Raw genomic sequence first — 23,777 nt, 5'->3', positions numbered from 1 at the left:
CGTTTACCTGAAACTGGGTTTGGGGTGGGGGCCGGCCACGAGACAAATGCTCTCGGTTGGCTTACCCCACCAATCCTCAATCGAACAGGCTCGACACGCTCGTCTCGTCCGCGATGCGCTTGATCGCCTCGCCCAGCAGCGGGGCGATGGGCAGGTGGCGGATCTTGCCGGTGGTGTTGATCGACTCGTGGTTGCCGATCGAGTCGGTGATGACCAGCTCGCGCAGTTCCGAGCCGTCGACTCGCGCCACCGCGCCACCCGACAACACGCCGTGGGTGACATAGGCGACGACGTCCTCCGCCCCCGCCTGGCGCAAGGCGGCGGCCGCGTTGCACAGCGTGCCCGCCGAATCGACGATATCGTCGATCAGGATGCAGAAGCGCCCTTCCACGTCACCGATGATGTTCATCACCTCCGACTCGCCCGCGCGCTCGCGACGCTTGTCGACGATCGCCAGCGGCGCGTTGTTCAGCCGCTTGGCGAGCTGGCGCGCGCGGACCACACCGCCCACGTCGGGCGACACGACCATGAGGTTGTCGTTCTTGAAGCGCGCCAGAATGTCCGCCGACATGACCGGCGCGGCATAGAGATTGTCGGTCGGGATATCGAAGAATCCCTGGATCTGACCGGCATGAAGGTCGACCGACAGCACGCGGTCGGCACCCGCCACGGTGATCAGGTTGGCCACCAGCTTGGCCGAGATCGGCGTGCGCGGCCCCGGCTTCCGGTCCTGGCGCGCATAGCCGAAATAGGGGATCACCGCGGTGATGCGGCTGGCCGACGCGCGCTTCAGCGCGTCGATCATGATGAGGAGTTCCATGAGATTGTCGTTGACCGGATAGCCGGTCGACTGGATCACGAACACGTCCTCGCCGCGGACGTTCTCCTGGATCTCGACGAAGATTTCCTCATCGGCGAAGCGGCGCACCAGCGCCTCGGTCAGCGGCACCTCCAGATAGGAGGAAATCGCCTTCGCCAGCGGCAGGTTCGAATTGCCGGTCATCAATTTCATGGTGGTATCCCGTCCCCGCAGACAGCCCAGTGATGCGGGTCCCCTTAATCGCGCTGTCACAATAGCGCAAAGGTGATTCCCCGATTATGGGCTGACGGCATGACCGTGACCCGTTTCGCTCCCTCGCCCACCGGGCGGCTTCATGTCGGCAACATCCGCACCGCGCTGCACAACTGGATGTACGCGCAAAAGGCCGGCGGGCGCTTCCTGCTGCGCATCGACGACACCGATGCCGAACGCAGCGAGGAACGTTATGTCGAGGCGATCCGGGCGGATTTGCAGTGGTTGGGCCTGATTCCCGATGCCGAGGTACGGCAGTCGCAACGTTTCGCGCTGTACGAGTCGCGCTTTGCCGAATTGGTGGCGGGCGGTCACGTCTATCCGGCCTATGAGACGGCCCAGGAACTCGATCTGAAGCGCAAGATCCAGCTCGGGCGCGGCCTGCCGCCGGTGTACGACCGCGCCGCGCTGACCCTGACAAACGAGGACCGGGCCAAGCTGGAAAGCGAAGGCGTTCGTCCGCACTGGCGCTTCAAGCTGGATCACGGCGCGCCGATCGAATGGGATGACGCGGTGCGCGGTGCCCAGCGTTTCGACCCGGCGACGATGAGCGATCCGGTCATCCGCCGCGCCGACGGGACCTGGCTCTATATGCTGCCCTCGGTGATCGACGACATCGACATGGGCGTGACCCAGGTGGTGCGCGGCGAGGATCACGTCTCCAACACCGCGTTGCAGATTCAGATGTTCCAGGCGCTGAAGGCGGCGCTGCCGCGCTTCGCCCATGCCGCCTTGCTGACCGGCAACGAGGGCAAGCTGTCCAAGCGAATCGGCTCGCTGGGCGTCGATCATTTCCGCGAGATCGGCATAGAACCGCAGGCGGTGCGTGCGCTGCTGGCGCGGATCGGGACCAGCGATCCGGTCGAGCCGGTCGCCGACATGGCGCCGCTGATCGCCGGGTTCGACTTCACCCGCTTCGGGCGCGCGCCTGCCAGATTCGACGAGGGCGAGCTGGCGCAGCTGAATGCGCGCATCCTCCACCAGACGCCATACGCGGCGGTGGCCGATCGCCTGCCGACCGGCATGGGCGCGGCGGAGTGGGAGGCGGTGCGCCCCAATCTCAATACCGTCGCACAGGCCGCCGCCTGGTGGCAGGTGATAGAGGGGCCGGTCGAGGCCCCCGAACCCGCCGGGGACGACCGCGCCTATCTGGCCCAGGCGGCGGAGGTCGCGGGTCAGATCGACTGGGGAAACGATCCCTGGCACGCGCTGACCGCCGCGCTGAAGGACGCGACGGGGCGTAAAGGCAAGACGCTGTTCCTGCCGCTGCGACTGGCACTTACCGGGCGCGCGCAGGGACCCGACATGGCCGCGCTCCTCCCGCTGATCGGGCGGGACCGCACGATCGCGCGGCTGAACGGCTGATTTACGCCACGGCCTTTCATTACCGCACCGCCTCGCCCACATAGGGCCGAGCAACACGTAAAGGAGCGTCTTTTGGCCACGTTGGGAATGTCGCCCGCCGACAAGGAAGCGGTCACCGCCTTCCGCCGCGATGTCGTCGAGCCGTCGATGACCAAGCTGGTCATCCTGGACTTCTGGGCGGAATGGTGCGGGCCGTGCAAGGCACTCGGCCCGACGCTGGAGAAGGTCGCGGAGGCCTATGCCGACAAGGGCGTCGTGCTGGCCAAGATCGACACCGACAAGAACCAGTTCATCGCCAACCAATTCCAGATCCGCTCGATCCCGACCGTCTATGCGATGTTCCAGGGCCAGCTGGTCGCCGACCTGACCAGCGCGCGCACCGAAAGCGCGTTGCGCACGATGCTGGACCAGCTGCTCAAGCAACTGCCGATCCAGTCCGAGGCGGCGGACGCGGCGGCCGAGCTGGAACCGCTGATCGCGATGGGCGAAGAGGTGCTGGAGGCGGGTGACGCCGAGCGCGCGGTGTCGATCTTCCAGCAGCTGCTCGACATGGCGCCGGAGCATCCCGCCGTGCTGTCGGGCCATATCCGCGCGCTGCTCGCCGCCGGGCAGGTCGAAGCGGCGGAAGCCATGATCGAGGCACTCCCCCCGGAGTTGGCGAACGACCCGGCCATCCACCGCGCGGTGGCGGCGGTGGCGCTGGCCCGCTCGGCCCCGCCGGTCGCGGACTATGCCGATCTGGCGGCCGAGGTCGCGGCCAACCCCGACGATCACGAAAAGCGCTTTGCGCTGGCCAATGCGCAGATGGCGGTGGGCGACCGGGACGGCGCGGCGGACAACCTCCTCCACATCGTCGCCGCCGACCGTGCCTGGAACGAGGATGCCGCGCGCCAGCAATTGCTCAAGCTGTTCGAGGTCGTCGGCATGACCGACCCCTGGGTCTCGCAGCAGCGGCGGCGTCTGTCCGCCATCCTGTTCGGGTAACGCGGATGGCGCGGCTCTCGATCTTTCCGCTGGCGGGCGCGATCCTCTTTCCGGGGATGCCGATGCCGCTGCACATCTTCGAGCCGCGCTACCGGGCGCTCGTCTCCGACGCGATGGCGCGCGACCGGCGGATCGGCATGGTCCAGCCATCGGGCGAGGGCGATACGCCGTCTCTCTATCAGATGGGCTGTGTCGGCCGCATCGCCGAGGTCGAGGCGATGGAGGATGGCCGCTACAACCTCGTTCTCGAGGGTGTCTCGCTGTTCCGCATCGTCCGCGAGCTGGAGGTGACGACGCCCTTCCGCCAGGTCGAGGCCGAGCTGCTGCCGGTGATCGACGAGGATCTGTTGTCGCTGGGCCGCCGCGCCTCGCTGGAGCAGGAATCGAAGCGTTTCGCCGATCTTCAGGGTTATGCGGTCGACTGGGATGCGGTCGGGCGGCTGGATGACGAGAGCCTGGTCAACGGCATCGCCCAGATCGCGCCGTTCGACGTGGCGGCCAAGCAGGCGCTGCTGGAGGCCCCCGATCTGGAACAGCGCGCCGAGCTGATCATCCAGCTGATGCAGTTTTTCGGTCGCCATGACGGCGAGGATCGGGTGACGCTGCAATGAGCCTGGACCCGTGGCTGTTCGAACGGCTGGTCTGCCCGGTGACGCGCACGCCGCTGCGTTATGACGAGGCCGCCCAGGAGCTGGTGTCGGAGGCGGCGGGCCTCGCCTATCCGATCCGTGACGGCGTGCCGGTGATGCTGGTCGAGGAAGCGCGGCAACTGTAACACCCCACGCCATCCCACCCTCCGTTCGCACTGAGCGAAGTCGAAGTGCACGTTCCGCGCTCGCCGCGAGGGATTCCCTTGGCCTTCGACTTCGCTCAGGCTGAACGGTGGGTGCGGGTAATCAGATCAACCGTCCTACCAGCGTCACCAGCACGATGACCAGCGCCGCGACACTCGCATAGAAACCCAGCGCAAAGCCGAACGCTCGCGCCACCGCACCGCGCGCGTAATTGGCCCAGAACAGCGTCCGCCCGACCGAGAACAAAGCCGCCAGCATCGGGATCATCGCCCCCGACCCATCGACCACCCAGGCGAGCGCCAGATAGGCCGGGATCGCCAGCACCACCTGCTCCAGCGTGTTGCGCAGTACCGCGTTCGCCATCGCGACGCGTGGTGAGTCGGGGCCGCCGCTGGCTGCGGCGTCGATATCGGCGGGCGAATCGAACCGCAGCGCCGCGACATGGCCGATCGCCGTCGCCAGCCACAAAGCGGCGACCGTGGACGCCGCCACCGCGCGCAGCATTCTGTCGGTGGGGGAGAGCGGATGCCCGATGCTCCATCCGATCAGCAACGTCAGCAGCACCACCGCCAGCGCGGCGGCCATGGCGCGGGCTACGCCGGTCTGGCGGCGGTCGCGGATCGGGGTTCGGACGGGACGGGTGGGATGATCAGGCCCGGTGTTCATGACTTGCGAAACGTCGAAGTGCGGCTTGGGATCCGGCTCGGTGTTATCGAGGGCACGTCGCTTGGAGCGTTCCCTCCCCCAACCGCTCCCGCCTGCGGGAGGGGTTGGGGGAGGGCAAATACTCTTCGGACCAACCCCTCCGAGCTAAACCATCACCCCCTGCAACAACCGCGGCAGCTGCCCCGTCTCCCCGCGCGCCTCGGCCATGAAGCGATCTTTCAACGGCGGGATATGGTCGATCGCGGTGATGCCCAGCCGCCGGATCGCGCTGGCGGTCTTGCCGGGCACGCTGAAGATGCGGTTGAAGCCGTCGGTCGCCACCGACACCATCAGCGTGTCGAGCCCGCGCCACTGCTGATAACGCTGGAGCAAGGCCGCATCGCCCAGGTCCAGGCCGGTGCGCTTGCCCTCGACCAGCACTTCGACCAGCGCGGCGACGTCGCGATAGCCCAGATTCACGCCCTGCCCCGCGATTGGATGGATGCCATGCGCCGAGTCGCCGACCAGCACCAGCCGCTCGCCCGTCATGGTGGCGGCGCGATGGAAGCCCAGCGGATAGGCCGAACGGGGGCTCGCATGGGAGAGTTTGCCCAGGAACCCGCCCATGCTCTTCTCCGCCTCGACCAGGAAGGCACGGTCGGACAGTTTCAGCATCGCATCGCCATCACGCCCCGACACCGACCAGACGATCGCCGAGCGATGCCCGATCTCGTCATCGGGCAGCGGCAGCAGCGCGAAGGGACCGCTGGGGTAGAAGATCTCGAACGCGATATTCTCGTGGGCAAGCTCGTGGTGGAAGGCGCTGATGATCGCCTTGTGATCATAGGACCAGCGCGCGACCTTGATCCCCGCCGCGTCGCGCGTCGGCGACTGGCGGCCTTCGGCGGCGACCAGCAGGGGCGCGCGGACGGTGGTGCCGTCGCTCAACACCGCGGTGACGCCCGCCGGGCCGCGCTCGACCGAAATCGCGCGGGTCTGCATGCGCAGGTCGACCAGCTCGGCCTCGTTCGCCGTCTCGTGGATCGCGCGGCGGAGCAGCTTGTTCTCGAACATCGTGCCCAGCGCGCCGTCATCGGCGTCAGGGATGAAATCGAGCTTGCCCGGCTCCAGACCGTCGCTGACCCGGATGTGCCGGATCTCGCAGCCCTTGCCCGCCAGCTTCGCGCCAATGCCGATTGCGTCGAGCATCCGCCAGCTGGCCGAGGCGACGGCGGAGGCGCGCCCGTCGAAGCCGGGGGCCAGCACGACCGCCGGATCGGCGGGATCGACGATGATCGAAGACAGGCCATGCGCGGCCAGACCGACACCCAGAGTAGCCCCGACCAGGCCGCCGCCGAGGATGATGACGTCGCTATCCATGTCCATGCTCCTAGACCGTCACGCGGTCGCAAACAATGCGGGTGTCGCCCCCCGCGCCTTGACGTAGGAACCGTCAGAGGGGATGATATTTCCTGGGAATTTTCCCGGATTTTCGAACATTCCTGAAGGACAAGACCCATGGCCAGCCGCGCGCAGCCGGTTCTATGGCGCGAGACGGTGAAGGCGGGGGCGGTGCGCAGCGGTGCGCTGGTCGCCGCGCTCATCCTGTTTGCCGTGACGTTGATGCTGGTGCTGGCGCTCGCCAGCTACCGGGCGAGCGATCCTGCGCTCAACACCGCCTCGGGCGCGGCCCCGGCCAACTGGATGGGGCATCCCGGCGCGTGGATCGCCGATATCGCGCTGACCCTGTTCGGCCCCGCCGTCGCGCTGATCCTTCCCGTGGGGCCAATCATCGCGACCCGCTTGTGGCGCGATCGCCCGGCGGGCCGCTGGGTCAAGATGCTGCGCCAGGCGGTGATCGGCGTCGCCTTGATGGCCTGTGCCTTGTCCTTCGTGTCCGACTCGGCGGTGCTGGCGCTGCCCGCCGGTTGGGGCGGGGTGATCGGGCTGTCGGTGGCGGGCCTTGTCCGCTGGGCGCTGGAATTTTCGGGCCAGGCGGCGGTCGTGACCTGGGGATCGGTGGTGGTCGGCCTCGCCTTCGGACTGGGCGGCGCGCTGATCTGGGGCCGCAGCCTGGAACTGGACATCGCCGAACGGGGCCTGGCGCGCCTGCGCCGCCGTCGTGCGGTGGGCGAGGATGGCGAGGCGCTGCCCTGGAACGATGAGGACGAGGCGCTTTACGACGAGGACGAGGATGACGAAGAGCCGCTGACGCTGGCGCGCAAGGCGGTGCCGGTGCGCGAGGATCGCCCCGCCCCCGTCATCGCCGACCGCCAGGTCGCGCCCGCGCCCGCCAAGCCCAAGACGGCGGCGGACCGCGACGCGCCCTATCAGCTCCCCGGCCTGGACCTGCTGACGCCCGCCCCGCCCTCGCCCGCCGGACAGATCGACAAGGCGGCGCTGGAGCGCAATGCGCGCCTGCTCGAGAACGTCCTCGACGATTTCCGCGTCCAGGGTGCGATCGTCGAGGTGCGTCCCGGCCCGGTCGTCACCATGTACGAACTGGAGCCCGCGCCCGGCATCAAGGCGAACCGCGTCATCGCGCTGGCCGACGATATCGCGCGCAACATGTCGGCGATCTCGGCGCGCGTCGCGGTGATTCCGGGGCGCAACGTCATCGGCATCGAACTGCCCAATGCCAAGCGCGAGATGGTGTCGCTGCACGAACTGGTGGCGTCGCAAAGCTTCGCCGATCAGGCCGCGCAGCTGCCGATCATCCTGGGCAAGAATATCGCGGGCGACTCGGTGGTCGCCGACCTCGCGCCGATGCCCCACCTGCTGGTCGCGGGTACGACCGGCTCGGGCAAGTCGGTCGGCCTGAACGGCATGATCCTGTCGCTGCTCTATCGCCTGACGCCCGAGCAGTGTCGGATGATCATGATCGACCCCAAGATGCTGGAACTGTCGATGTATGACGACATTCCGCATCTGCTGTCCCCGGTCGTGACCGACCCGGCCAAGGCGGTCCGCGCGCTGAAATGGGCGGTCGAGACGATGGAGGACCGCTATCGGCAGATGTCCTCGGTCGGCGTGCGCAGCCTCGCCAGCTTCAACGACAAGGTGCGCGCGGCCAAGGCCAAGGGCCAGCCCTTGGGGCGCAAGGTCCAGACCGGCTATCACCCGGAAACCGGCCAGCCGGTCTATGAGGAGGAAAAGCTCGAATACGAGCCGCTGCCGCAGATCGTGGTGATCGTCGACGAGCTGGCCGATTTGATGATGACGGCGGGCAAGGAAGTCGAATTCCTGATCCAGCGCCTGGCGCAAAAGGCGCGTGCGGCGGGCATCCACCTCATCATGGCGACGCAGCGCCCCTCGGTCGACGTCATCACCGGCGTCATCAAGGCGAACCTGCCGACCCGAATCAGCTTCCATGTCACGTCCAAGATCGACTCGCGCACCATTCTGGGCGAACAGGGGGCCGAGCAGCTGCTGGGGCGCGGCGACATGCTCTACATGCCCGGCGGCAAGGGCATCGTGCGCGTCCACGGCCCCTTCGTCTCGGACGACGAGGTCCACCGGGTGGCGGATCACTGGCGCGCCCAGGGGCAGCCCGATTATATCTCCTCGGTCACCGAGGAACCGGCCGAGAGCTTCGCGCTGGATGGCGCACCGACCGGAGAGGACACCGCCGAGGACCAGCAATATCGCGCGGCGATCCAGCTGGTGTGCGAGAGCCAGAAGGCCTCGACTTCCTGGCTCCAGCGGCAGTTGCGGATCGGCTATAACTCGGCGGCGCGGCTGATCGAGCGGATGGAGACCGACGGCATCGTCAGCCGCCCGGACCATGTCGGGCGGCGCGAGGTGCTGCGCGATACCGAGGGGCATCCGGTTTAACGGGCCGTGAGCGAGGGCGGGGCGTGGCCTTCGACTTCGCTCAGGCTGAACGGGGGGCGGAATTAAGCCCAAAACCCCAAGCGCCGTTTACACTGAGCGAAGTCGAAGTGTACGTTCCGCGCTAAGCCGCGAAAGCCATTCTCCTGCCTTCCATGCGACGAGGCGCGGGAATCACCCCGCAGGCTTCAACGTCGCCGAATCGATATGCCACCGCAGTTGTGCCGCGCTCGCTCCCAGTACGTCGTTGACCCGCCGCACCACATATTGGCCGACGAACCGCTGCTGCCGCCCATCGTCGAGCTGTGCATTCACCGTCACCGGCACGGTCGCATAGACCGATCCCGCCGCGCCCTCGCTGGGGGCCATCCTGCCGATCGTCACGCTGGTCGCGCGGGTGTTCGCAAAGCCCTTCTGGAAATCGGCGAAGCGCTGGCCGGGGCGGCCGTCCGGACCCCATTGCGTCCAGGCGGTGCCATAGTCATGCGCGTTGATCGCCGAATAATAACGGCGCACGACATCGGCCGCCGCCGCGTCGCTTTTGGGATCGACCGCGCAACCGGGCGTTTGCGCGGCGTCGTCGCCCATCAGCGCGCACGACCGGGCGATCTCGTCCTCGATGATCGCGCAGCTGTTGACCGCATTGCACGGCGGATGGGTGGCGGGTGAGACCGAGGTGCAGATCTTTACCAGCCGCTGTGCCGCCGCCTGCCCACGCTCGGCAGAGCAGGACAGGACCGTATCCGGGGCACTGGTGGCGCCGGTCTTGATCGGCGCGGGCAGGTTGGTGCGAGTCGGCTCGACCGCAGGCGTCGCATCGCCGGTCGGCGAGGGGGCGGCCGTCACCATGTTGCGCTCCGGCTCGCCGCTCCCGCCACAGGCGGCCAGCGGCAGGATCAGCGCACCCGCCAGCCAGCGGGTCATGTGGAATGCGGGACGAATCACGGCAGGGTCTCCGACAGGATCGATCCCGATCAACGCTTTGCGCCCCAGCCCGGCTCCTCGCTTCGCCGCAAGCGGATCAGCGGGACAGTGCGATCAGTTGCGCCACGCTCTGCGTCTGGGTCTTCTGGAACACGGCGGCGCGGTGGTCCTCGATCGTCTTGGGCGACAGGCCGAGCAGCCCGGCCATCGCCTTGTTGCCATGGCCCTGCACCATCAGGTCGAACACCTGCCGCTCGCGCGGCGACAGATCGCCCAGCCGCCGGGCGGTCGCGCGACTTGCGGTCGACCAGGCGACGCCTTCGCGCAGGGACGCGCAGAGCCGCGCCTCGTCGATGGGCTTGTCGAGATAGTCGACGCCGCCATGCAGCCGGACCGAATCGACCGCATGGGCCGTGCTCGGCCAGGCGGTCATGAACAGGATGGCGACATGGGCATCGAGCGTGCGCAGCCGCTCGGCAAAGTCGAAGCCGTTCCACTCGCCCATCATCACATCGGTGACGACGGCATGGGCGGCCCGGCCGGGATAGGCGGCAAGCAGCGCGGCGGGATCGTCAAAGGCGGTGGCGACGAAGCCCTGCCGGGTCAGCATCCGTGCGACCGCCGCCCCCAGATCGGCATCGTCGTCCAGCACATGCACGGTGCCGGGGGCCGCGGGATCGGGCGAACGAAAGGGCATCAGCGGGTCTCTATCAGGGGAAGCGACAATGCGGCGTGGACCATATCGTCCGGCCCCCGCGTCCGGGTCAGGGTGCCGCCATGCGCCTCGACGATGGCGCGCGCGACATGGGTGCCGATCCCCATTCCGTCGCGTGCGACCGGCCGGGCGGGCGCGCGATTGACGACATGGATCACGGCGTGGCCTTGGTCGGCGGTGACGCCCAACGTGACGGGATCGGGGGCGGCATCGCCCTGTGTCGCCTGCACCGCGTTGCGGACGAGGTTCATCACCGCCTGTGCCAGCTCGACCTCCTGCGCCATCACCTGCCAGACCGGGTCGACCGGCGCGATGATCAGGGCGACACCCGCCTCGCGCGCCTCGGCCTGGGCCAGCGTCGCCACCATGTCGACCAGCGCGGTCAGCGCCAGCGGCTGCGGCGCGCCCTCGGCATGGCCACCGAACCGGCGCAGGCGGCGGATCAGCGTCGCCAGATGCTCCGCCTTGCGATCGATCAGCGCCGCGCCGTCCGCAATCTCGTCTCCCCGCCCGGCGGTCAGCCGGTGCAGGTGGCGCGCCTCGATCGCCAGCGTGGACAGCGGCTGGCTGACCTCATGGATCACCGCCACCGACATGGCGCGCAGCGTCTTCAGCCGCTCGGCCTGGAAGAGCAGCCGGTCACGCCGTTCCAGCATGGCGCGCGCGGCGGCCTGGGCATCGGCGAAGCTGCCCGCCAGATAGCCTGCGACGACGATGGTCGCGAGGGCCAGGTGCCGCTGCAACCGCTCGGGCGTGTCCATCGCGCCCGCCGTGTCGGGCAGGACGCGCAGCACCACGACCAGCAGCGCGCCCCAGGCGGCGGCGCGGCCGAAGCGCAACCCGATCCACGCCACCGCGACCAGCACCGGCGCGGGCTGCATCCCCAGTCCCGCCTGGTCGAGCAGCCGGGCAAGACCGATGCCCAGCCCCAATATTCCCGCCGTCTCCACCGCCGCAAGCAGCGAGGGCAGCGGCCAGCGCCAGCGTGCCCGGCCCGACACCGCATCGGCGATCCACAGCAGCGGCGGCGCGACGAACAGCGTGCCGAGCAGATCGCCGACCGCAAAGGCGGCGAGCGACACGATCACCTCGCGCGGGCCGGATACGCCGGTCAGTTCGGGACTGGTCAGCGCCTGGGGCACTGCGCTCAACACCGCGGCCAGCGGGGCGAGCACCAGCGCCAGTCCCAGCGGCATCGGCGCGGTCAGCAGCGCGGCCCCCCGTCGCTCCGCCAGCCAGCCGATCGCCGCGACCGTCGCGCCATAGGCCAGCACCGGGCGCGCAATGCCCCAGATCGCGACCGTCCAGGGCACGCCCGCCAGCACCGCCGGGGTCAGGGTGACGTCGACCGCGATCTCGACCAGCGCGATCGCCGGGGTCAGCCTCGCCCCCAGCCGCCAGAGCAGCGCGAGCCGCAGCCCGGCCGCCGGAAACCAGAGCGAATAGAAACCGCTGCCGCCCCAATAGGCCGCCAGCCGATGCATGACGGCGAACCCCACCGCATAACAGGCGAGCGCCAGCCAGTCCTGCCGCCGGGGCCAGAACACCCGCGGGTCGAGCCTGTCAAAGGCCTCAGGCGCCGCAGGTCGCGGGATAAGAGGAGGACTGAACGGCGCCGTCATCGCAATCCATGTGTACCGGGCGCGGGGCGATCGGCATCCGGGAATTTCCCGGATGGACAGTATTTCAGATGGTCGGCGTAGCGGGCGCGGCCTGTGGAGAAGCCTGTGGATTATCCTGTGGGCTGGCCTGGGCCGTGGTCGTGTCGGGCGTCTCGGCGGGCGGGGTGCCCGGCACCGGGGTCGTCACGATGGGCGCAGGGGGCGGCGCGGGCGGGGTGACGAGCGCGGCATTCTCGATCAGGTCGAGCGCCTGGCGCGCGCGGACATAGCGCAACGCGGCCTGTTGCCATCCTTGCGCGGCGGCGGCACCGGGCAGGCGTGCGACCTCGGCCCGGGCGGCATCGACCTGTCCGCCATCGAGCAGGCGACGCGCGCGCGCCAGCCGGTCGGCGGGGTTGGTCGAGGGGGCATTGGCCTCCCGGATCACGATCAGGCGCGCCAGTTCCTGGCGAAGCCCTTCCCACCAGCCATTGCCGCCGCTGACGACCAGATCGGGGGCCAGCGTGTCGAGCCCCTGGTGCAGCGTTTCCAGCGTCACCGGCTGGCGCGCGGCGACGATCAGGACGGTGACGGCACGCGGCTCGCTGGTGCCGAAGCGGGTGCGCAGCTGCTCCTCCAGATAGCCGAGCGGCTGGCCGCGATCGACCGCACGGCGCACGGCGGCGGCGACCAGGATCGACTCGGCGCGGCCCGCCTGCGCGCCCGCGGCCGTGGCATCGGTCGACAGGGTGGCGGCGCGCGTCTCCAGCGCGGCGAGCTGCGCGGCGAGCTGCGCCTCGCGCGTGGCGAGCGCCATGGGATCGGTGCGCGGGGCTTCCTTGATGGAGCCGGTGGTGGTGCCGGGCTTGGCAGTGACGGCCTGCGTCGCGGTGCCATTGGTGTTGAACCAGGACAGGTTGCGCATGGCATAGGCCATCAGCAGGATACCGGCGACAAAGGCGATCAGGACCAGCGCGACGATTACGCCCTTTCGGGGGCCGCGCGTCGGCGGTCGGTCGGAAGGCGCGAAATTGTTCATGCCCCGCTTATCCCCGTGGCGGCGGCTCCGGTCAACGCCCGCGCGGCGGCGACCATGGCATCGTCGCGCGGGGCGGTGGCGATGGCGACCGTGCGCCAGCCGGCGCCCGCCGCCGCCGCCGTCTTGGCGCTGATCGCAACCAGCGCGACGGCGGCGCGGGACAGGCCTGCCTGATCGACCAGTTCGGCCAGCCGCCCGGCGGCGCGGGCGGAGTGAAGGAGGACGATCTGCCCCGCCAAGGCGTGGATCGCGGACACCTCCACCGCCACGGGGTCGGCGCTATAGACGATGCGGGTCATCGCCCCCGTCTCCACCCGATCCCGCCCCGCCAGATGGAGCAGCCGTCCATATCCCCGCGCCTGGGCTTCGGCGACGACCGACGCGGCATCCTGCGTGCCGGTCAGCACCACCGTCAGCCCGGCCTCCCGCGCGGCGGCGGCGGTGGCGGGGCCGACCGCGATCACGGGCTTGTGGCGCACCGGATCGAGCGCCGATCCGGCCAGTCGCACACCTTGGGCACTGGTGAACAGCAGCGCATCGAACGTCTCGGCCTCGGGCGCTGTCCACGCGACCGCCCGCGCCGCGAACAACGGCAGCGACATGGCCTCCAGCCCCGCCGCATGCAGGGCGGCGATCGTCGCACCATGGCCGGGTTCGGGCCGGACGACGACGACCGCCACGGCCTCAGCCCCCGGCGAACAGGCGGCGCACCTCAGGCGCGGCGCGTTCGAGCAGATCGACCGCCAGCCGCGCGCCCAGTTCCTCGTCGACGCCCCCTTCGACCCAGCCGCCGACCCGCGACGATCCGTCCTCGGCCAGCAATTCGGCACGCAGGGTCAGCATCTCGCCCGCCAGCGAGGCGAGCGCCGCGACCGGGCTGTGGCAATCGGCGGCCAGCGCGGCGAGCAGCGCGCGTTCGGCCATCACGCAGGCATGGGTTTCGGCATGGTCGATCGAGGCGACCAGCATCGTGGCGGCGGCATCGTCGGCGCGAGTCTCGATCCCCACCGCCCCTTGCGCGGGCGCGGGCAGCATCTGGTCGGTCGGCACGGGCTGGCCGACCTCGCGCCCCAGCCGGTCGAGCCCGGCGGCGGCAAGCAAAGTGGCGTCGACGTCGCCGTTCGCCACGGCGGCCAGCCGCGTGTCGACATTGCCGCGCAGCAGCGTGATGGTCAGGTCGGGCCGGTGCGACAGCAGCTGCGCGCGGCGGCGCGGGCTGCTGGTGCCGATCACCGCGCCGGGGCGCAGTTCGGCAATGGTTGCCGCGCCGATCAGCCGGTCGCGGACATCGGCGCGTGGCAACATGGCGGCGATGTGCAGCCAGTCGGGCCGGATCGTCTCGACATCCTTCATCGAATGGACCGAGGCATCGATCTCACGGTCGTACAGCGCGCGGTCCAGCTCCTTGGTCCACAGCGCCTTGCCGCCGATCTCGGCCAGCGCGCGGTCCTGCACTCGGTCGCCGGTGGTCTTGATCGGCACGATCTGAACCGCGTCCTCGCTCCACCCCTGCGCGCTCGCCAGCGCCGCACGCACCATATGCGCCTGGGTGAGGGCCAGCGGCGAACCGCGCGTACCGAGCCGGAAACGAACCATATGTCCGCCTTTGCCGCATCAAGCCCCCCTTCGACAAGTTGGCAACGGACGGGTATGGGGAACCCATGCTGATCCTGGGACTGGAATCCTCGTGCGACGAGACCGCCGCCGCGCTTGTCACCGATGACGGCCGCGTGCTGGCGCATCGCCTGCTGGGGCAGGAGGCGGCGCATGCCCCGTTCGGCGGCGTCGTCCCCGAAATCGCCGCGCGCGCGCATGTCGAGGCGATGGAGCCGCTGGTCGCCGCCGCCTTTGCCGATGCGGGCGTGCGCTTGTCCGATGTCGACGCGATCGCGGCGACGGCGGGGCCGGGGCTGATCGGCGGGGTGATGGTCGGGCTGGTCACCGGCAAGGCGCTGGCCCATGCGGCGGGCAAGCCGCTGATCGCGGTCAACCATCTGGAGGGTCATGCCCTGTCGCCGCGCCTGTCTGACCGCGCGCTGGCCTATCCCTATCTGCTGCTGCTGGTGTCGGGCGGGCATTGCCAGCTGCTGCTGGTCGAAGGCGTGGGGCGCTATCGCCGGATGGCGACGACCATCGACGATGCGGCGGGTGAGGCGTTCGACAAGACCGCCAAGCTTCTCGGCCTGGGCTATCCCGGCGGGCCGCGCGTCGAGGCGGCGGCGCGCGAGGGGAACCCCCATGCGGTGCCGCTGCCCCGTCCGCTGAAGGGTTCGGCCGAGCCGCATTTCTCCTTCGCGGGGCTGAAGAGCGCGGTGGCGCGCGTCATCGGGCATTATTCACCGGAAGACATTGCCGCGTCCTTCCAGCAGGCGGTGGTCGACTGTCTGCTCGACCGCACCCGCCGGGCCTTGGCGAATGTGCCGCCCGTCACCGCTTTGGTCGTCGCGGGCGGTGTCGCGGCGAACGGCGTGATCCGGGGCGCGTTGGAGGGGCTGGCGGCCGAGCATGGCCTGCGCTTCGTCGCGCCGCCGCTCTGGCTGTGTACCGACAATGCCGCGATGATCGCCTGGGCGGGTGTCGAGCGGTTCCGCGAAGGGCTGACCGATCCGCTCGACACGCCCGCGCGAGCGCGCTGGCCGCTCGATCCGGCGGCGGAAGCGGTGCGCGGCGCGGGGGTGAAGGCATGAGGATCGGGGTGATCGGCGCGGGCGCCTGGGGCACCGCGCTGGCGCAGGTCGCGGCGCATGGGGGGCGGCCGGTGCGGATCTGGGCGCGCGACCCGGCAGTGGCAGAGGCGATCAACACGACGCAGGCCAACCCGCTCTATCTGCCGAACATCGCGCTGTCGCCGAGTATCGAGGCCGTCAGCGATCCGGCCGAGATGGCCGAGATGGACGCGCTGCTGGTCGTCACGCCTGCCCAGGCGGTGGGCACGGTGCTGGCCACGATGCCGGTCGGGTCCAAGCCGCTGGTCCTGTGTTCCAAGGGGATCGAGGCGGGGACGCGGCGACTGGTGGGCGACGTGGCGCGCGCGATCCACCCGGACGCGCCGATCGCGGTGCTATCCGGCCCGACCTTCGCGCATGAGGTGGCGGCGGGGCTGCCGACGGCGGTGACGCTGGCGTGCGAGGATGCCGGGCTTCGAGAGGCGCTGTCGCAGCGGATCGCCGCGCCGCATTTCCGGCCCTATGCCACCGACGACGTGACCGGCGCGGAGATCGGGGGCGCGATCAAGAACGTCCTCGCCATCGGTTGCGGCGTGGTCGAGGGGGCGGGGCTGGGCCAGAATGCCCGCGCCGCGCTGATCGCGCGCGGCTTTGCCGAGATGACGCGGTTCGGGCTGGCGCGCGGGGGCCGGGCGGAGACGCTGGCGGGCCTGTCGGGGCTGGGCGATCTGGTGCTGACCTGTTCGTCGACCGCCTCGCGCAATTTCTCGCTGGGCGTCGGGCTGGGTCAGGGGCGCTCGTCGGCCGAACTGCTGGCCGACCGGCGGACCGTGGCGGAAGGGGCGTTCACCGCGCCCGTGCTGCGACAGGCGGCGGCGGCGGCCGGCGTCGACATGCCGGTGTGCGAGGCGGTGTGCCGGTTGCTGGAAGGGGCGGCGGTCGGTGAGGTCATCGGGGCGCTGCTCGCGCGGCCGCTGAAAGCCGAGGGCCATTAGAGTTGAAAGCGATCAGCATTGCACGGTTTTAGCCCCTCCCCTGAAGGGGAGGGGTGAGCGGAGTTGATCGTTTTCGACTCTAACCTTCCCTTCCCTTCCGCCTGAGCGAAGTCGAAGGCCACGCTACAACGTCCGCCAAGCGGGTGACTTGGCCATGGGATGCCCTTGGCCTTCGACTTCGCTCAGGCGGAACGGCGGTTGGGAAGCGGGCTTACCGCAGCACCTGCCGCGACAGCACACCGCAGGCCGCATTCTGCGCCTTCGGTCCGGTATCGCCGGTGATCGCCCGACCGATCGACTTGAAGATATTGCCGACCGACTTGACCTCCTTCGGGATCACGAGGTCGGGCTTCTCGATCGTCCCGCCGACCGTTGCCGCACCCGCCAGCCGGAGCGTCGCGCCCTGTTTCGGCGCACCGGTCAGCCGCAGCGCCAGTCGCTCGTCGGGGAAATGGACCGTCCCCGTCCCGTCCAGCCGACTGCGCGAGGTATCGACGATCAGCGGATCGGCGCGGCCCGTGCCGTTCGTCATGGCCACCCCCAGCACCAGGCAACGCAACGTCGCCTTGCCGCTGTCGCCCATGAACGCCGCGCCCGCGTCGAAGCCCAGCGCCGTCGCATAGCGATCGGGCAAACTCCCGTTGGCGACGACCAGGCCGATGCGGCCATCGGCGCGCCCGATCGCCGCGCGTACCGTCTCGCCCATGCCCGCCAGCACCGCGCGCGCCCCGACATGGCCGGTGATCCGTGTCTCGCCCGACAGCGACAGGACGCTCGCCCCGCGCAGCCGCAGGTCGACCGACAGCTTCGGCACCTTCGCGCCGCCGCGCTGGTCGATCACCGCCCGCCCCGTCACCACGCCTTCGCGCAACGCCATGCGGATGTCGCCGATGGTCAGCAACTGATGGTCCATCACCATCCGCCCGGCCAGCCCGGTGATCGGCGAGGGACCTTGCGCACTGACCACCCGGCCGACCTTGAAGCGGATCGTGCCGTCGGTCGTGTCGATCTTGCCGATATCGATCCGCGTATTGGGCACCAGTCGCGGTCCGATGCGGCGTTCGAGTGCGGCGGCCTCGGCACGCCCTTGCGCCGACGACAGATCGTCGAAATCGAGCTGCCCCGCCGTCACCTCGCCGTCGAGCAGGGTGCGCCCGGCCTTCTTGTCGACGGTCAGTCGCCCGCTCAGGTCGGAGCGGCCGATCCGTCCCTTCAGATCGGTGATCGTCCAGCGCGGGCGTTCATGCCGGACATGCGCGGTCAGCTGGACCGGCCGGGTCTGGAACAGCCCCGCCTCGATCACCGCGTCGATCCGCTTGAGGTCATCGGCTTTCGCGGTCAGGTCCAGCGTCATCGCATCGGTGTCGAGCGGCCGGTCCATCGTGCCGACCGCCTTCATCACCAGCTGCTCGCCGGTGATATCGGCGGTGAAGGGCCAGCGGCCGGGCTTCACCGCCGCGCCGGTAAAGGCGATGCGGACCGGCGCGCCGCGCACCCTGCCCTGACCCTCGGCCCGCACGCCGCGATTCGGATCGGCGGCGACGTTCAGCACCGCCTGCCGATCCTCCTTGGCATCGCGATAGCTGACCACGCCATCGGTGATGGTCAGCCCCTGCAGGTCGGTGGCGCTGCCACCTTCCTCGGGCTCGCCGGGACGTGACCAGTTGGTGCGGCCCTGCTTGTCGCGGACCAGGGCCAGCCGCAGGCCCGACACGCGGATATCCTGGGGCACGAAAGCCCCGTGCAGCAACGGCCAGACCGAAAAGCGGATTTCCGCCCGCTTCACGCGCGCGAAATCGCCCTGGCCCGCCCAACTGGCCTGCGGAATCCTCAACTCTTTGATCGCGATGGTGGGATGAAAGCCGATGCCGTCGACCCGGCGGACCGAGCCGATCGTTACCGGCCGCCCGAACCGCTCGGTCGCCGCGCGACACACCGCGTCGCGCAAAAGCCCCCAGGGAAACACCGCCAGGATCAACAGGAAAAGCAGGGGCAGCCCGATCAGCAACCCCATCGCGACCCGCGTCCGGCGCGGCCATCCCCTCTCCTTCGTCATGAGGATGGGACGCGCAACGGCGGGCTTCGTTCCGCCTGCGTCAGGACCATCGCGCACGATTATTGCCCCGAAGCGCGTCCTACCCTAGATATGGAGAAATCCGTCTTCGGGAGCCCCCACGTTGGTCCTCATCCTTCAGATCCTTCAGATTCTGCTCAATGTCGTCTGGTGGATCATCATCGTGCAGGCGATCCTGTCCTGGCTGATCGCGTTCAACGTCATCAACACCTCGAACGACTTCATCCGGTCGGTCTGGTACGCGCTGCAGAAGATGACCGATCCGCTCTATCGCCCGATCCGGCGCATCCTGCCCGATTTCGGCGCGCTCGACCTGTCGCCGATGGTCGTGCTGCTGGCGGTCATCATCCTGGGCAAGGTCCTGGATACCGCGATCGCCAATGCGATGTACGGGGGCGCGGTCGTCGTCGGCTGATGCCCGCCTGGACCCCATGCGATGACGGGATTCGGATCGCGGTCCGGGTGACACCGCGCGGTGGCCGCGATGCGCTTAGTGCGGGCACGGACGAGCATTTCGCCGCACGGCTGTCGGCCCCGCCGGTCGACGGCGCGGCCAATGCGGCGCTGATCCCATTGGTCGCCAAGCATTTCGGGGTGCCCAAGCGCGCGGTCAGCCTGATCGCGGGCGATACGGCGCGGTTGAAGCGGCTGCATGTCGCGGGCGACCCGCATACACTGGCGCGTATCGCGCAGGCGCTTTATGGCGAGTGCCCATGACTAGCGCCACGATCATCGACGGCAAGGCGTTCGCCGCCGGCCTCCGCACCCGCATCGCCACCCAGGTTGCGACCTTCCGCGAAAAGGCCGGCCGCGCGCCCGGCCTGGCGGTTGTGCTGGTGGGCGAGGACCCCGCCTCCAGCGTCTATGTCCGCTCCAAGGGCAAGGCCACGCGTGAGGCGGGCATGGAGAGCATCGAGCATCGCCTGCCCGCCGATACCGACCAGGCGACGCTGCTCGCCCTCGTCGCGCAACTGAACGCCGATCCCATGGTGGACGGCATCCTCGTCCAGCTGCCGCTGCCGGGCCAGATCGATGCGCAGGCGGTGATCCAGGCGATCGATCCCGACAAGGATGTCGACGGCTTCCACCCGGTCAATGCCGGACGGCTGGCGACGGGCAGCGAGGGCTTCGTGCCCTGCACCCCGCTCGGCTGCCTGATGCTGCTCAAGAGCATCCATCCCAGCCTGTCGGGCATGGACGCGGTGGTCGTCGGCCGCTCGAACATCGTCGGCAAGCCGATGGCGCAGTTGCTGCTCGGCGAAAGCTGCACCGTGACCGTGGCGCACAGCCGCACCCGCAACCTCGCCGACGTGGTCGGTCGCGCCGATATCGTCGTGGCGGCGGTGGGCGTGCCCGGCCTGGTCAAGGGCGAATGGATCAAGCCCGGCGCCAGCGTCATCGATGTCGGCATCAACCGCACCGAGACGGGGCTGGTCGGCGATGTCGAATATGACACGGCGGTAAGCCGCGCGGGCGCGATCACGCCGGTGCCCGGTGGCGTCGGGCCGATGACGATCGCGGTCCTTCTGCGCAACACGCTGGTTTCGGCGGGACGGCGCGAGGGCGTCGCGATCGACCAGACGGCGCTGTAAGGCCGTGCTCGAACTCTATATCTCCTCGCTGATCACCTTCTTCGTGGTGATCGATCCGCCGGGCTGCGCGCCGATCTATGCAGGTCTTTCCGCAGGGGCGACGCCGCAGCATCGCCGGGCGATGGCGATCCGTGCGGTCATGGTCGCCTCGGTCATCCTGTTCGTCTTCGCGCTGTTCGGCGAGGCGCTGCTCCACGGCCTGGGCATCGAGATGGCGGCGTTCCGCATCGCGGGCGGCATCATGCTGTTCCTGATCGCGCTGGAGATGGTGTTCGAGAAGCGGACCCAGCGGCGCGAGGACCGCGCCGCCAAGGTCGCCGACGATCCGCACGAGGCGGAGGACGTGTCGATCTTCCCCATGGCGATGCCGATGATCGCGGGACCGGGATCGATCGCGACCGTCATGCTGTTGATGAGCCGCAATTCGGGGCTCCAGGCCTCGATCGTGGTGTTGGGCGCGATGGTGTCGATCCTGCTCCTGACGCTCGTCGCGCTGCTGGCGGCGGGGCCGCTGATGCGGCTGCTCGGCGCCAAGATCGAGGCGGTGATCACCCGCGTGCTGGGCGTGCTGCTCGCCGCGCTGGCGGTGCAGTTCGTGATCGACGGGGTGACCGCCAGCCTGAAGTGATTCCCCTCCCCGCGCCGGGGAGGAATAGGACCTTCCCTTTGCGGGCCGCCCACGCGACAGTGACGGGCATGATCGGTCGTCATCTTCGCATCACCGGACGCGTCCAGGGCGTCGGCTATCGTCACTGGTTCCTCGGGCGCGCCGAAGCGTCGGGGCTGACCGGCTGGGTCCGCAACCGTGCGGACGGCTCGGTCGAAGCGGTGGTGCAGGGGTCCGAGGAGACGGTGGCGCGGATCGTGTCCGAGGCCGGGTCGGGACCGCCCGCCGCGCAGGTAGACCAAGTTGAAACCACCGAGCACGTCATCGACCCCATGCTGATGCGATTCGAGCAATGGCCGACATGCTGATCGCGCTTCTGCTCGCCCAGGCCGCCGATCCGGCCGTCACGCAGCGGGTCGAGTCAGTCCTGGCCCGCGCACCGATCGTCGACGGGCATAACGACCTGCCCTGGGCGCTGCGCGAATCCGATCTCCCGCCCGAGTCGCCCACACTCGAAACCGACACGAGCGCGCTGCCCTTTTCGCTCCAGACCGACCTGCCCCGGCTGAAGCGCGGCGGGGTCGGCGGGCAATTCTGGTCGGTATGGATCCCCGCCGATGTCACCGGCCCGCGCGCGGTCGAGACGACGCTGGAACAGATCGACCGGGTCCACCGTCTGGTCGCCGCGCATCCAGAGCGTCTCGCAATGGCGCGCACCGCCGGGGATGTCCGCCGGATCGCGCGCTCGGGCCGGGTCGCCTCGCTGATCGGGGTCGAGGGCGGGCATCAGATCGACGGGCGGTTGTCGGTGCTGCGCCAGTATAGGGCGCTGGGCGTCGCCTATCTGACGCTGACCCATGGCCGCAGTCTGGCCTGGGCCGATTCATCCACCGATTCGGCCATAGCCAACGGCCTCAGCCCTTTCGGCCGGGCAGTGGTGGCCGAGATGAACCGGATCGGCATGATTGTCGATGTCGCCCATGTCTCCGACGCGACGATGGCGGCGGTGCTCGATAGCAGCCGGGCTCCCGTCATCGCCTCGCACTCCGATTCCCGCGCCTTGGCCGATGCGCCGCGCAACATTCCCGATACGCTGCTTCGCCGGATCGGCATGGGCGGCGGCGTGGTGATGGTGAACTGCTATCCCGCCTTCCTCTCGCGCGACTGGCGGGCCTGGGATGCGCGGCGCACGGCCTATGCCAAGTCCGTCGGAGTGCCCGCCAATGTCTATGGTTTGCGCAGCCCCGCGCCGCTGGTCGCCTGGGACGCGAGCCATCCCCCGCCGCGCGTGACAGCGGCGATGGTCGCCGATCATGTCGAGCATATCGCGCATGTGGCCGGACGCGGCGCGGTGGGATTCGGCGGCGATTATGACGGGATCAACGGCACCGGGCCGGAGGGGATGACCGGAGTCGACGGTTATCCGCTGGTGCTGGCCGAGCTGGTCCGGCGCGGATGGAGCGATGCCGACCTGATGGCCCTGACCAGCGGCAACATCCTGCGCGTGATGGAACGGGTCGCGGCGGTGGCCAAAAGCCTCAGTGCGACAGGACCGGACGATTCGATCGATCCGCTGGCACGCTAGTCCCGCCGAACCGCAGCGCGATCAGCCATATCGCAAATCCGCCCAGCGCGAGCCCGCAACCGACATAGCCGGTCGAGGTCCAGCCGAAACCGTTCGCGATGGCCAGGCCCCCGGCCCAGGGGCCGATGGCGTTGGCGGTGTTGAACGCGGAATGGTTGAGCGCGGCGGCCAGCCCCTGCCCCTCGCCCGCCACATCCATCAACCGCGTCTGGAGCACGGTGCCCAGCGCCCCGCCCAGCCCGATCGCAAAGACGAGCGGCAGGATCGTCCACAGGCTTTGCGCCGCCAGCGGATAGAGCGCCAGCATCGCCGCCGACCAGAGCAGCAGGCCCCCCGCCGTCGGCATCAGCGCGCGATCGGCAAAGCGCGGCACGACGATATTGCCGATCGTCATGCCCAGCCCGAACACGGCCAGCACCAGCGGGATCATGGCGGTGGACGCGCCCGTCACCTCGGTCAGGGTCGCCGCCAGATAGGTATAGACCGCGAACATGCCGCCAAAGCCGATCGCCCCGATGGCCAGCGTCAGCCAGACCTGTCCCTTGCTCAGCGCGTCGAGTTCCCGGCGGATGCTCGCGCCTTCGTCGGGCCGGTCATGCGGTGCGGCGATGGCGACCAGCGTCGCGGTCAGCAGTGCCAGCGCGGCGACGACGCCGAACACCCAGCGCCAGTTGAGCCATTGCCCCAGCATCTGCGCCAGCGGTACGCCGATCACGGTGGCGACCGTCAGCCCCAGCATGATCCGCCCGACCGCCACCGTGCGCCGCGATTCGGGGACGAGCGAAGCCGCGACCAGCGCCGCGATCCCGAAATAGGCACCGTGCGGCAGTCCGCTGAGGAAGCGGAAGAACAGCATCCAGTGATAATCGGGCGCCATCGCTGACAGGCCGTTGCCCGCCGCGAACATCAGCATCAGCGCGATCAGCAGCGTGCGCCGTGCGAGCTTGGCCGACAGCACCGCCAGCAGCGGTGCGCCCACCACCACGCCCAGCGCATAGGCGCTGATGACATGCCCCGCCGTCGGCGCATCGATGCCGAGGCCGCGTGCCAGGTCGGGCTCCAGGCTCATCGCGGCGAATTCGGTCGTGCCGATCGCAAAGCCGCCCACCGCCAGCGCGGTATGGACGATGCCGGGGGGAAATGTCCGGGCCATGGGAAATCCTTTCGACGCCCCATATGTTGCACCGCAACAGAAGGCGCAACCACCCGCCCGATCCGACGCACTGATTTTGCGGGAAAAATCGCGAAGCACACGCCTTTTTTCCAAGTCAAATCAGACCATAATGAA

The 23,777-nt window shown here is 69.3% G+C and carries 24 protein-coding genes; 13 read left to right on the top strand and 11 right to left on the bottom strand.

The annotated features are described in order from the left end of the window. Positions 1-76: 76 nt before the first annotated feature. Positions 77-1,012: a ribose-phosphate pyrophosphokinase gene (locus SP5_RS08695; RefSeq protein WP_042487036.1), complete on the bottom strand. Its 936-nt coding sequence runs from the start codon at positions 1,010-1,012 to the stop codon at positions 77-79. Positions 1,013-1,111: 99 nt separating this feature from the next. Here SP5_RS08695 and gltX point away from each other — a divergent pair, with 99 nt between their 5' ends. The 4 genes from gltX (at position 1,112) to SP5_RS18745 (ending at position 4,196) form a co-directional block, all read left to right on the top strand. Beyond that, the gene (gene gltX / locus SP5_RS08690) at positions 1,112-2,437 is read left to right on the top strand and encodes a glutamate--tRNA ligase (protein ID WP_042487033.1); all 1,326 of its coding nucleotides are present in this window, start codon (positions 1,112-1,114) and stop codon (positions 2,435-2,437) included. Between the two features lie 87 nt (positions 2,438-2,524). Then, the gene (locus SP5_RS08685; protein ID WP_042487028.1) at positions 2,525-3,421 is read left to right on the top strand and encodes a tetratricopeptide repeat protein; all 897 of its coding nucleotides are present in this window, start codon (positions 2,525-2,527) and stop codon (positions 3,419-3,421) included. 5 nt (positions 3,422-3,426) lie between these two features. Beyond that, positions 3,427-4,032 carry an LON peptidase substrate-binding domain-containing protein gene (locus SP5_RS08680; protein WP_042487024.1) on the top strand — a complete coding sequence of 202 codons (606 nt, stop codon included), beginning with the start codon at positions 3,427-3,429 and terminating at the stop codon, positions 4,030-4,032. Further along, positions 4,029-4,196 (top strand): Trm112 family protein, encoded by a 168-nt coding sequence (locus SP5_RS18745; RefSeq protein WP_076711404.1) that lies wholly within the window; start codon positions 4,029-4,031, stop codon positions 4,194-4,196. The genes SP5_RS08680 and SP5_RS18745 overlap by 4 nt, the downstream gene beginning before the upstream one ends. 121 nt (positions 4,197-4,317) lie before the next feature. On the opposite strand, the gene SP5_RS08675 is transcribed toward SP5_RS18745, so the two are convergent. Both SP5_RS08675 and SP5_RS08670 read right to left on the bottom strand, forming a co-directional pair. Beyond that, on the bottom strand, positions 4,318-4,881 hold the full coding sequence (locus SP5_RS08675) for an MAPEG family protein (protein ID WP_042487022.1): 564 nt from the start codon (positions 4,879-4,881) through the stop codon (positions 4,318-4,320). A gap of 144 nt (positions 4,882-5,025) precedes the next feature. Next, positions 5,026-6,240 carry a UbiH/UbiF/VisC/COQ6 family ubiquinone biosynthesis hydroxylase gene (locus tag SP5_RS08670; protein ID WP_042487106.1) on the bottom strand — a complete coding sequence of 405 codons (1,215 nt, stop codon included), beginning with the start codon at positions 6,238-6,240 and terminating at the stop codon, positions 5,026-5,028. A gap of 138 nt (positions 6,241-6,378) precedes the next feature. Between SP5_RS08670 and SP5_RS08665 the strand changes: the two genes are divergently transcribed. Next, positions 6,379-8,694, top strand: coding sequence for a DNA translocase FtsK (locus SP5_RS08665; protein WP_042487019.1), 2,316 nt, complete (start codon positions 6,379-6,381; stop codon positions 8,692-8,694). 171 nt (positions 8,695-8,865) lie between these two features. On the opposite strand, the gene SP5_RS08660 is transcribed toward SP5_RS08665, so the two are convergent. The 6 genes from SP5_RS08660 to hemC all read right to left on the bottom strand — a co-directional run bounded on the left by SP5_RS08660 (position 8,866) and on the right by hemC (position 14,566). After that, entirely contained in the window at positions 8,866-9,636 is a 771-nt protein-coding gene (locus tag SP5_RS08660; RefSeq protein WP_157013643.1) for a hypothetical protein, read from the bottom strand. A gap of 76 nt (positions 9,637-9,712) precedes the next feature. Beyond that, positions 9,713-10,312 carry a response regulator transcription factor gene (locus tag SP5_RS08655; protein ID WP_042487012.1) on the bottom strand — a complete coding sequence of 200 codons (600 nt, stop codon included), beginning with the start codon at positions 10,310-10,312 and terminating at the stop codon, positions 9,713-9,715. Further along, positions 10,312-11,877, bottom strand: coding sequence for an MASE1 domain-containing protein (locus SP5_RS08650; protein ID WP_042487010.1), 1,566 nt, complete (start codon positions 11,875-11,877; stop codon positions 10,312-10,314). Before SP5_RS08650 ends, SP5_RS08655 begins: the two co-directional genes overlap by 1 nt. A gap of 139 nt (positions 11,878-12,016) precedes the next feature. Beyond that, positions 12,017-12,970 carry a hypothetical protein gene (locus SP5_RS08645; RefSeq protein ID WP_052811468.1) on the bottom strand — a complete coding sequence of 318 codons (954 nt, stop codon included), beginning with the start codon at positions 12,968-12,970 and terminating at the stop codon, positions 12,017-12,019. Then, positions 12,967-13,650, bottom strand: coding sequence for a uroporphyrinogen-III synthase (locus SP5_RS08640; protein WP_042487007.1), 684 nt, complete (start codon positions 13,648-13,650; stop codon positions 12,967-12,969). Before SP5_RS08640 ends, SP5_RS08645 begins: the two co-directional genes overlap by 4 nt. Before the next feature lie 4 nt (positions 13,651-13,654). Further along, complete coding sequence (gene hemC / locus SP5_RS08635; protein ID WP_042487003.1) at positions 13,655-14,566, bottom strand: hydroxymethylbilane synthase; 912 nt, start codon at positions 14,564-14,566, stop codon at positions 13,655-13,657. 65 nt (positions 14,567-14,631) lie between these two features. On the opposite strand from hemC, the gene tsaD reads away from it, so the two are divergent. Then, on the top strand, positions 14,632-15,657 hold the full coding sequence (tsaD, locus tag SP5_RS08630) for a tRNA (adenosine(37)-N6)-threonylcarbamoyltransferase complex transferase subunit TsaD (RefSeq protein WP_042486999.1): 1,026 nt from the start codon (positions 14,632-14,634) through the stop codon (positions 15,655-15,657). Further along, a complete protein-coding gene (locus SP5_RS08625) occupies positions 15,654-16,631 on the top strand; it encodes an NAD(P)H-dependent glycerol-3-phosphate dehydrogenase (protein ID WP_042486996.1) in 978 nt (325 codons plus the stop codon). The genes tsaD and SP5_RS08625 overlap by 4 nt, the downstream gene beginning before the upstream one ends. Before the next feature lie 211 nt (positions 16,632-16,842). Here the strand turns inward: SP5_RS08625 and SP5_RS08620 are convergent, their stop codons facing one another. Continuing rightward, complete coding sequence (locus tag SP5_RS08620; protein ID WP_245613435.1) at positions 16,843-18,687, bottom strand: AsmA family protein; 1,845 nt, start codon at positions 18,685-18,687, stop codon at positions 16,843-16,845. 121 nt (positions 18,688-18,808) lie between these two features. On the opposite strand from SP5_RS08620, the gene SP5_RS08615 reads away from it, so the two are divergent. The 6 genes from SP5_RS08615 (at position 18,809) to SP5_RS08590 (ending at position 22,489) form a co-directional block, all read left to right on the top strand. After that, the gene (locus SP5_RS08615; protein ID WP_042486994.1) at positions 18,809-19,120 is read left to right on the top strand and encodes a YggT family protein; all 312 of its coding nucleotides are present in this window, start codon (positions 18,809-18,811) and stop codon (positions 19,118-19,120) included. Further along, positions 19,120-19,422 (top strand): DUF167 domain-containing protein, encoded by a 303-nt coding sequence (locus tag SP5_RS08610; RefSeq protein ID WP_042486988.1) that lies wholly within the window; start codon positions 19,120-19,122, stop codon positions 19,420-19,422. The genes SP5_RS08615 and SP5_RS08610 overlap by 1 nt, the downstream gene beginning before the upstream one ends. Then, positions 19,419-20,297 (top strand): bifunctional methylenetetrahydrofolate dehydrogenase/methenyltetrahydrofolate cyclohydrolase FolD, encoded by an 879-nt coding sequence (gene folD, locus SP5_RS08605; RefSeq protein ID WP_042486986.1) that lies wholly within the window; start codon positions 19,419-19,421, stop codon positions 20,295-20,297. Before SP5_RS08610 ends, folD begins: the two co-directional genes overlap by 4 nt. A gap of 4 nt (positions 20,298-20,301) precedes the next feature. Next, complete coding sequence (locus tag SP5_RS08600; RefSeq protein ID WP_042486983.1) at positions 20,302-20,925, top strand: MarC family protein; 624 nt, start codon at positions 20,302-20,304, stop codon at positions 20,923-20,925. A gap of 68 nt (positions 20,926-20,993) precedes the next feature. After that, positions 20,994-21,272 (top strand): acylphosphatase, encoded by a 279-nt coding sequence (locus tag SP5_RS08595; RefSeq protein WP_042486980.1) that lies wholly within the window; start codon positions 20,994-20,996, stop codon positions 21,270-21,272. Beyond that, on the top strand, positions 21,266-22,489 hold the full coding sequence (locus tag SP5_RS08590) for a dipeptidase (RefSeq protein WP_052811470.1): 1,224 nt from the start codon (positions 21,266-21,268) through the stop codon (positions 22,487-22,489). Before SP5_RS08595 ends, SP5_RS08590 begins: the two co-directional genes overlap by 7 nt. Here the strand turns inward: SP5_RS08590 and SP5_RS08585 are convergent. Continuing rightward, positions 22,443-23,642 (bottom strand): MFS transporter, encoded by a 1,200-nt coding sequence (locus SP5_RS08585; RefSeq protein WP_042486975.1) that lies wholly within the window; start codon positions 23,640-23,642, stop codon positions 22,443-22,445. The two genes, SP5_RS08590 and SP5_RS08585, sit on opposite strands and share 47 nt — an antisense overlap. Between the last annotated feature and the right edge of the window lie 135 nt (positions 23,643-23,777).

Source organism: Sphingomonas parapaucimobilis NBRC 15100 (assembly GCF_000787715.1).
GTDB lineage: Bacteria > Pseudomonadota > Alphaproteobacteria > Sphingomonadales > Sphingomonadaceae > Sphingomonas > Sphingomonas parapaucimobilis.
Note: the sequence above shows the minus strand (reverse complement) of the source record. Positions and strands in the feature narration are given on the sequence as shown.